The following is a 1,824-nucleotide window of genomic DNA, read 5'->3' on the forward strand; positions in this document are numbered from 1 at the left end:
GCTGCCGCCGGCCGCCGCGCCGAGACCACCGCCGGCCGCCGCGCCGCCACCGGCCGCCACGATGGCGGCGAGCTGCGAGCCGCCCGTGACCAGGGCGGATTCGGCGACCATCGGCGCCACGGCGGCGATATCCTCCGGCGTCACCGCCTCGAGTCCGGCCGCGCACAGCGATTCGGTCGGGTTGGTGCAGTAACCGACGGCGGCCTCGTGGTCGCGCAACAGGTTGAGGATGAATTCGAGAATGGCGTTGGGGGTCATCGCAGATCGTCTCCTGGATCGGCGGACCATCGTCGATCCGCAGCAGTCGAATTGCCTTTCACGCTAAGAAGCCCCGGCGTTACGCGAAACGGGGCGAATCCCCTGATTTCCGTATCGGCCCCGATAGGGGAATCCGGCGCATTAGGGGACTTTCCCCAAAGCTTCCGGATCAGGGGTAACGGCGGCCCCCCGGCAACCGACAGTGGGATAGATCGTGACGACCGCAAATATTCGTGACGACCGCAAATACCAACGACAGGGGTTCTCGAATGACTCAGGGCCTGACGCTCGGCATCACGGTCGGGTCGTCGCGCACAGTCGCCGCGACCGGCTCCACTTCCGCGAGCGCCGACCCGGAAAATGTCTCTGTTCACATTCGTCGCCACCGTTTCGGATCGGCGCCCGAATTGTCGGAGAATCTATTGTCCCGCGTGGGCGATCCGGTCGATATTCTCCTGCCCGACGGCTCCTCGGTCGCTGCCGCCGATCTGGTCGCCGAGACGATCTCCCAGGTCGTCGCCGATTTCGATCCGGATTCCGTGGTCGCGACCGTACCGGCGTGGTGGCCCGCACACATCGTCGAGGCACAGCGCCGCGCGCTCGACCGCGTAGGCGGCGAAGCGGTGGTACTGGTCGCGGAACCACTCGCCGCGCTCCGTCGGCTCGAGGCGAGCACGCCCTTCCCGCCCGACACCCCCGTCGTGATCTACGACTCCGGCGCCACCGGCACCACGGTGTCGGTCGTGGGTTCGGGCCCGCACTCGGGGTTGCTGGGCGAACCGGTTCGCTCCACCGAGGTCTCCGGCGCGGAATTCGATCTGCTGACGATGCGCTACGTGCTGGCAAATGCATTGGGAGAAACGGATTTCGACCCGTTCGACCCGGTTGTCGAGCGCGAATTGTCGATACTGCGAAACCGTTGCGCCGATGCGAAACACCGGCTTTCGACCGAGACCGCCACGATGGTTCCGGTCCGTCTGGCCGGTATCGCGCGCGATGTGCGCCTGGTGCGTGACGATGTGGAGGATCTGTTCCGCGGACCGCTCACGGATTCGCTGAACCTCGTGCACGAGGCGGTGCGGCGCGCGGGAGTGGGCATCGACCAGGTCGGCCGGATCCTGCTCACCGGTGGCGGCGCATCCATCGGCCTGCTCACCGAACTGATCTCCGGCGAGTTCGCGATCCCGATCGCCCCGGTCGCCGATCCCGGTTCGCTCAGCGCCCGGGGAGCGACGTTGCTCGCGGCGGACCTGTACACCGACGCGCAGCATCACGCCGCGGCCCTGGCCGTACCCGATCTCGCGCTCGATTCGACCGAGCCACAAGCTCTTTCCGACGACGCCACGACCACGGCCCTGCCGGCGATCGGCGACCGGACCGTCGTCGAACCGCCGCCCGCCGATACCGCCCCGCCGGCCGGAACCAGCCGGTGGCGCCGCGTCGCCTTCATCGCCGGCGCCGCGATCGCCGTGGGCGCGGTGGCCACCGGCACCCTGGCCCTGGGCACCGCGGGAAGTCCGTCGAATTCGTCGCCCGCTCCCGCGGCGGCGACGTCCGCGGCTCATG

Annotated in this window: 2 protein-coding genes; one reads left to right on the forward strand and one right to left on the reverse strand. The window is 68.6% G+C overall.

All coding sequences use genetic code 11. The annotated features are described in order from the left end of the window. The coding region (locus NN2_RS35625) for an IniB N-terminal domain-containing protein (protein ID WP_218022101.1) at nt 1–258 on the reverse strand (258 nt) is incomplete at its 3' end. A 431-nt stretch (nt 259–689) separates the two neighbouring features. Here NN2_RS35625 and NN2_RS35630 point away from each other — a divergent pair. After that, nucleotides 690–1,824 (forward strand): Hsp70 family protein (locus NN2_RS35630; protein WP_169812498.1); only part of this gene is annotated, 1,135 nt, incomplete at its 3' end.

This window comes from Nocardia nova NBRC 15556, assembly GCF_001613005.1.
Lineage (GTDB): Bacteria > Actinomycetota > Actinomycetes > Mycobacteriales > Mycobacteriaceae > Nocardia > Nocardia nova.